This window comes from Snodgrassella sp. B3837, assembly GCF_026535955.1.
Taxonomy (GTDB): Bacteria; Pseudomonadota; Gammaproteobacteria; order Burkholderiales; family Neisseriaceae; genus Snodgrassella; species Snodgrassella alvi_E.
In genome coordinates, this window is sequence record NZ_JAFNPI010000012.1 from 1,598 (window position 1) to 8,839 (window position 7,242).

Genomic DNA, 7,242 nt, shown 5'->3' on the forward strand with positions numbered 1-7,242 from the left:
CCTGATATAGGCAGATTCACGCAGCCGGACCCGATTGGGTTGCTGGGTGGATTTAATCTGTATCAGTATGCGCCTAATGGGTTGATATGGATCGATCCTTGGGGTTTATGGACATATAATACGATGCCGAAGATTGATGGGTTCCAAAAGCATCATATTATTCCACAGCAACTGAAAAATCATGATGTACTTAAAAAAGCTGGTATGAATATTCATTCGGTTAAAAATATAATGTATCTGCCTACTTCAGCTGATGCGCATTCTACTAGAACTATTCACAACGGTTCACATAAACCATACACACGGAAGATAGAAAGGCAATTGAATGAAATTGATAAAAGGGGTCAAAAGGAAAATTGGACACAAAAGCAATACAAAACAGCTTTAAATGAACTAATAAAAACAGAAAGAACTTATTTACGTAGTGGAAAAACTATTTTAAATAAAAATTCAATTAGGCCTTCCAAAGGATGTTGATATGATTTATGAACTTATGATAGGTAATTATCCTGATAGTTATTGGTTCCAATATGACTCAACTGTAGTTGCCAATTACGAATTTATAGAATGCAAGGAGATTCAATCAAATAAACCATTAGTTTTTAAATTAGAAAAAAAAGTAAGTGAAAAACGTTTACTCTCTTATGATTTTTATTTCAGTGATGGTCCTGATTTTATCTCGCCTAGACTTGCCAATTTACTTTCAAACAATCAAGATTTTTTACATGATGTCCAGCTAATAGATGCAACTATAACTGTTAATGGTCGTAGCTATTCTGGTTATAAGGTATTAAATATTCTGCGTTTAATATCTTGTATTGATATGAATAAATCTGAATATGTACCATTATTAGAGAGTTTGCCTGATGGACCCAAAAAATTTTTTGAAATCGTTTTAAAAAAAAATATAAAAGAGCAATTTTGTATGGCAAGGTGTGAAGAATCTGAAGGGATAATTGTGATTTCAGAGTCGTTACGACAGTTTTTTATAAAAAATAAAGTAAAAGGAATAGATTTATACACATAATCCAATTTAGTAAACCTGCCTATTAGCAATAGTCAGGAAAGACATCTGATAAACGAAACGCTATCTGTGGGACGGACTAAAAAGAATGATTCAAGAAACCCGTACCGACATAAGCTAAATTGTCTACAAACCACTGGCTAAGATAGAGACCATAACTAAGCTAATCCTATAGGCAAGAATAATTCATGGCGGCATGTATACTTAGCTGCTGCTGATAAGCAAAAATAAAATCAAACCTCAAGCCGTTAGAAAAAAATGTTAACTAAAACAACGTAGTCAGGATAATGCAGAATACGGCATCGATATAAAAGAGTGGCTATAATCACGAGCGTACTCCAGAAAAATCATTGGATAGTATTTTTTAATATATTTAATGATAAAAATGAATGAGATGAAGTAGACATTGATAAGGTTAACATCTTGTTTACTATTCAGTAGCAGCACACAGACTCAAAGAGTTATTGGTTTTTCATAAGATTAAGCATGTGCGTAAAAATGTACGTTCACAACAGTCTAAAATAACACCAATCACAGTTAGCCAGCATGCTGTAGCGAAAATTAAACCTGAAAGTTTTTATTTCAAATGAATTATTTTTGCTTAGTTAAAAATTAATTACATTGTTATATTAAACTAGCATTTAACTCAGTATTAATATATTATTTTAATCTGAAAAGCGAAAGGCTGTGCTACCCAAAACTGTTACTAAAAATATTAAATAAGCCTTTGTGATTTATTTGTTTATATTAATTTAACATAATAAACTGTTGCAGAAAAATTCAATAATAATTTTAAAATTGTAAACTTTTAATTTTTATAAGCAAATTGAAATTAGTTTTATTAAACCTTCCATTTTAGGCGATATGATCATATTGGTGTCGTTATATTCTAAGATGAAATCAATATGAAAAAAAATTACCAATCAAAATTCACTAAATCAAAAAAAGCCTCAGTAGCCACTTCTGATGTATTATCCCAAGCGTGCAGAGTAATCGCTCCCAGTATTTTTCCCGATGCCTCATGGAATGAAGCGGAGGTAATCGGGGCAATGATATGGTTATGGAGCAAACATCCTGATTACAAAAACACTGCTATTAACTCTGCCTTAGAGAATTTAATTCCCATTATCCGTTCGAAAAACTTCGCCTTAATCATCACTCAACAGCGCCCTATCGGCTATATCAACTGGGCATATTTGAACCACGAGGAAGAAATTCAGTATTTGAATCAATCAAAAGACTATCTAACTTTTGTCAATTGCATGCAACCAGGTCAAGACAAAAATTTATGGATATTATCATTTTTCTGTCCATTTGGTTTGCATGATGCTTTACTAACTAAATCAATCTGTAAAAAAGTTCTGCATAATCATTTGTGTTATTTTGGCTACCATAAATCAAAACAACAAACTGTTGTAAAAAATATTCAATGTTAATTTTAAATTTGTAATATTCTGATTTTATTAAGTAAATAAAAAAATAGTTTTATAAATCCAATAATTATAGGCGATAAGATCATCTTAGTTTCACCCTTGACTAAGAGGAAATCAGTATGAACAAAATCTACCAAACAAAGTTTAATAAAATAACGGGTACAACGGTAGCCTGTTCAGAACTGGTACGTAGAGCGTGCAAAGTTACAGCTACTTTAACTGTTTTAGCCGCATCGACAACCGCATTTGCTCAGGATTGCATACCCAATGCAGACGGATCAATCTTAGTTGGCGGCGGTGGACCGAATGATGGATGTAATAACGTAAAGGCCGCAACGGTTAATCAAAGTGGTAACGCCGGTTTTTATATTTTGACTCGTAACCATCTACGTGAACCACTTAATGTTGGGGACACTACCTTAATAGCTAACATAAATGGTGATTATACGGCTTTGGGAAATCAATACTCTTATGGGTATTCTAATGCCGCCATTAATGCCGGTAACTTAGATTTTACCGTCAACAGCAATGGCAATTTATCCGGCATTGCCTCATATCACAATGTTGACATAACAGCTAAAAATGTAGAGTTAAATATTAATAATAATTACTCCCGCGGCGGTAACTCAAGTGGTTCTGTCTCCTCCTATGGTATTTTAGCTGGTTCGGCTGCAAATGCTGGCGAAAGAAAAACATTCAATGGTAAATACACCACCATAACAGTGGATAAATTAACCATGAATCAGACAGCCACAGGGGGTAAAACCCAGCCAATATTAAATAATGGTATTCGAGCAATTCAGGGCGCTTTCGATAATTCAGGAGACGGCTCTACTGGGCGCGTTATTGTCAACGATGATTTAGACATGACCTTAACCGGTAATCGATCTATCGGTATTTATGTTTCCGGAAATCAAACTAATCATAAAGCTGCTGAAGATACCGGAGTTGAAGGGCAACTGACCCCAATAGTGGTTTTAAATGGCAAAAACAACAAAATCATCATTAATCAGGGCAGTGACACGTCAACATTAAACTGGGACAGTAACGGCATAAAATTAGGTAAAACGCGTAATACAGGGGAAGGCCCGGGAATACTTGAATCCCATGGAAATTTAACAATTGATACAACAAACGCGAGAAGTGGTAATGGCATAAAAATGGTGCGTAATTCTCTATTTAAAGCCAATTATGAGAATAGCGCCTCCACTATTAAAACCAACGGTTATGCATTAGAAATTGGTACTCACGACGATGCAACCAAAGATGGTAAATACGAACAAGCAGCTGCTCATGGTGTTAGAGCCAGCTTTAAAGATGCCGTTTTCACCACCACCGGTACCAGTGCCGATCCGGTAATTGAGGGCTCAGTGGGCCGGAAAGATTTAATCTTTGTCGATCAGGGGCAGGTTGATACAAACTTATCTTTTTCAGGCGATAAAACCAACCTGACTGCTCATAATGAAGGATATATAGTTAATATCAGTGGCAACTACACAGGGCCTAACTATCAGTACTTTTCAAACACTTATGACAATAGCGGAAATGAGCAAGGGCACGAAGCATATGAAGCTTCTTCAGTAACCTTTAATGCTACAGGTAAAGGCAGTATGACTGGGCTAGTCACCAAAGGAACGGTCAAAACTGAAGAAAAACAAGTGCTGGATGAAAGTTACAAACCTATTCTTAACATCAATTTAGATAATGGTTTTACTTGGAACTTAAAGAAAAGTGGCACCAACAATACCGCAAAATTTGATACCCTGAATCTAACTCACGGCTCTATTTTAAATGCTGCTTTTGATGATGCAGGTGGTAATGAATTCATACTGCAAGGCAACGTGAATAATGATGAAAGTATCATCAATCTCGATAATGCTTCCCATGCTAAATACAATGATATACTAACCATTGTGGGTAATTACTCCGCAATCAATAATGCAATGGTTAAAATGAATACGCTGTGGAATCAACCGGGTGATGCTGAAGGAAATAATTCTCAATCTGATGTATTAAAAATCACTGGTACGGCCACTGGTGTAACCCGTGTTATACCCTTGAATGCAGACGGCAATGAAAATGTAATTGACGGTAACGTGCAGCAAGTTAATAAAGTTATCAATACCGTACCAGTGGTATATGTTGGTACCAGCAGCAACCTAAATACCTATAGTAGCCAAAATGCCTTTACGGGCACTGCGCATACAACAGGAGCAACGGAAGTACAATTAGCCAAACGTTCAAGTACAGATGGTGATGTATATTACTGGACAATGCAGGCTAAAGAAGAAACAGGCGGCGAAAATGGAGGTGGTGGTAATAGCGGAGGAGGTGAGACCACCACACCCAAAAAGCCAACACCGATATATTCCCATGCCGTTGCCGGTTATGTCGTTATACCGCATATCAATCAGGAACAAGGATTTGCCAGTATAAGTACCCTGCATGAACGTCGCGGAGAACGCCTGACTTCAGATTTAACAGATTGTGCAAATTGTGACAGCAAGACTGAAAATTTCATCAGTGGACAGACATGGGGGCGAGTATTGGGCAAACATCTGAAACAAGATGGTAAAAACCGTTTAAATGCTGATTCTGATATCGCAGGTTTTCAGATTGGGCATGATTTTTTCAGCCAGTTGCATGAAAATGGTAGCCACAATCATATTGGCACTTACATCGCTTACAGTAGAGCTAGTACCGATTTTTCTGATCAATACCGTGCGGTAAATGGTGTCATCACAGGTGATAAATATACCGGTAAAGGTAAATCAGATGCCATTAGTCTGGGTATCACCAACACTTATTACAATAGTAATAACAGCTATATCGATCTAGTAGGCCAGTTGTCTTATCTGCATAATAAATACGAAGCACGTGATGGCATTAATCCCGATAACCAAAATGGCTGGGGTTTCGCAATTTCTGTAGAAGCGGGCCAACCATTTGGGCTGACAAAATCAGTAAATACACAAGGTAATTGGAAGATTGAACCACAAGCACAACTGATATACCAATATATCAATCTAAATAGTTTTAATGACCGTTACCGACATGTCGATCAAAACGGTCAGGATGCGCTACGTGGCCGTGTGGGCGTGCGTGTGGCTTATGATGGCTACACTGCCATTGCCAAACCAGCCACTTTTTATGCTCTAGGCAATGTATGGCATGATTTTCTAAATCCAAGTCAAGTAGACATTGGTAGAGATAATCTACGCGAAAAATTTGCCAAAACATGGGGAGAATTAGGTATAGGTCTTAAAATTGCGCTAAAGAATAATAGCTTTATTTATAGCGATGTCCGCTACGAGCATGATTTTGGTAGCACAAAACGCGAAGGATACCGTGGTAGCCTTTCTTTTGAGCACAAATGGAAGTGATGAGAACGAAAGAATGAGTGCTTAGAATTTTATTCTATTGCAAATATTTTCACTAATGTACAACGTGGTCAGGCTAGACGCTCAACCACGTTTTTTTCAGAAATAAATATGCTTGTTTAATCTAAAATGATGTAAGAAAAAGATATTCGTACCAATAAAAATTTATTAATGATTCTGCATAAACGCTTTCATCCTTAATTCATTAGTGGATTTTTATTTTAAAAAATACTCCAATAATATTTATTTTTATCTTTTTTCAAAAAACGCTTTGAATAATTTTAAAAATTTATACAATTAGGGTAATGTTTAATATTTAATATCCTATAGTGGATTTATTCTATTGGTATTCTCTTCAATTATCTGAAACAAATTTCAAACATTCTTTCCAACCTATGCCACTTCTTTCTTGGACGCATTAACTACCAGGGCTGCCGCTTTTTTCGCCTGCTGCTTTTCTTTGTCCGCTTTGTTTGCCATATCTGTGCTTAGTGTTCGTACGCTTTGCATGATGGTGGCGGTGGCATCAGCTACAGCCTGCTGTTTGTCCATAATCTGCTGTAAATCCGGCAGTTCATTTACTTTGCTGTGTGCTGTGTTGATGTCGCTTGTCCCTATCGCTGATGTGTAGCTGGTTATGAATAAGATTTGGCGGAACAAACTGATTATTGAGCTTGCGGAGTAGATCTAAAAGATAATAGGTAAAATCCCAACAGGTTAGGTGGGGATTTATTTTATCATTGTTGATATATCACCTCATAATCATCACCTAATTCCATTTGTAGTTTCTCCTTTAAAGATTGTCCCATTTTCCTAAAAACTCTCTCATCATCTAGAGTCGCAAATCCAGAAGTTAAAGGATCATCTAAATTTAATGTTTCATCATATTTATCAGACCAACTATTAAACTCATTTTTGAGCACATTACTTATTGGCAATGAATTAAAATCAATATTTCCAAATGCATCATCTGAGTTAAGCCATAGAGGATAACATTGATAGTCAGCCATTAATTTTATTTTTTTCATTTAACACTCCCAGCAGGATTAGCTCCTACAATAAAACCATTACTACCCGTCGTTACAGCTATACGTTGTTTTTGCCCATTAACCAGAACTTCATAAATTGGAAGTCCCTTTGATAACCAATTATCTTTCCTTTGGATACCGCATCCATAACAACATTCGGTATTTGTGATTTTGAAACGCCTATTTTAGCAAAATCATCAGCATGCTCTCCTGTCCCTTACAATGCATCTACCTGATCTGATAGTGAATATGAACTTAGGGCTTGCCCTGCTATCTGGAATTGCAGTACCCGCATCCCTATTTGCTGCTCTGTTGCTCCTGATTGCTTCATATCTCTTACTAGATTTGTTAGCGTTATTTTCTGGAACGCAGCATTG

General features: G+C 36.4%; 6 protein-coding genes. 4 read left to right on the plus strand and 2 right to left on the minus strand.

The annotated features are described in order from the left end of the window. From J3U67_RS05035 to J3U67_RS05050, 4 genes are all read left to right on the plus strand, one after another. Positions 1–477 (plus strand): AHH domain-containing protein (locus tag J3U67_RS05035; protein WP_267404083.1); only part of this gene is annotated, 477 nt, incomplete at its 5' end. 1 nt (position 478) lies between these two features. Next, positions 479–1,027: a hypothetical protein gene (locus tag J3U67_RS05040; RefSeq protein ID WP_267404085.1), complete on the plus strand. Its 549-nt coding sequence runs from the start codon at positions 479–481 to the stop codon at positions 1,025–1,027. A gap of 902 nt (positions 1,028–1,929) precedes the next feature. Beyond that, positions 1,930–2,460 (plus strand): toxin-activating lysine-acyltransferase, encoded by a 531-nt coding sequence (locus J3U67_RS05045; protein ID WP_267404087.1) that lies wholly within the window; start codon positions 1,930–1,932, stop codon positions 2,458–2,460. 116 nt (positions 2,461–2,576) lie between these two features. Then, positions 2,577–5,840 carry an autotransporter outer membrane beta-barrel domain-containing protein gene (locus J3U67_RS05050; protein WP_267404089.1) on the plus strand — a complete coding sequence of 1,088 codons (3,264 nt, stop codon included), beginning with the start codon at positions 2,577–2,579 and terminating at the stop codon, positions 5,838–5,840. A gap of 390 nt (positions 5,841–6,230) precedes the next feature. Here J3U67_RS05050 and J3U67_RS05055 read toward each other — a convergent pair whose 3' ends face one another. Continuing rightward, a complete protein-coding gene (locus J3U67_RS05055; protein ID WP_267404091.1) occupies positions 6,231–6,497 on the minus strand; it encodes a hypothetical protein in 267 nt (88 codons plus the stop codon). Positions 6,498–6,574: 77 nt separating this feature from the next. After that, positions 6,575–6,865: a hypothetical protein gene (locus J3U67_RS05060; protein WP_267391668.1), complete on the minus strand. Its 291-nt coding sequence runs from the start codon at positions 6,863–6,865 to the stop codon at positions 6,575–6,577. Positions 6,866–7,242: the final 377 nt, after the last annotated feature.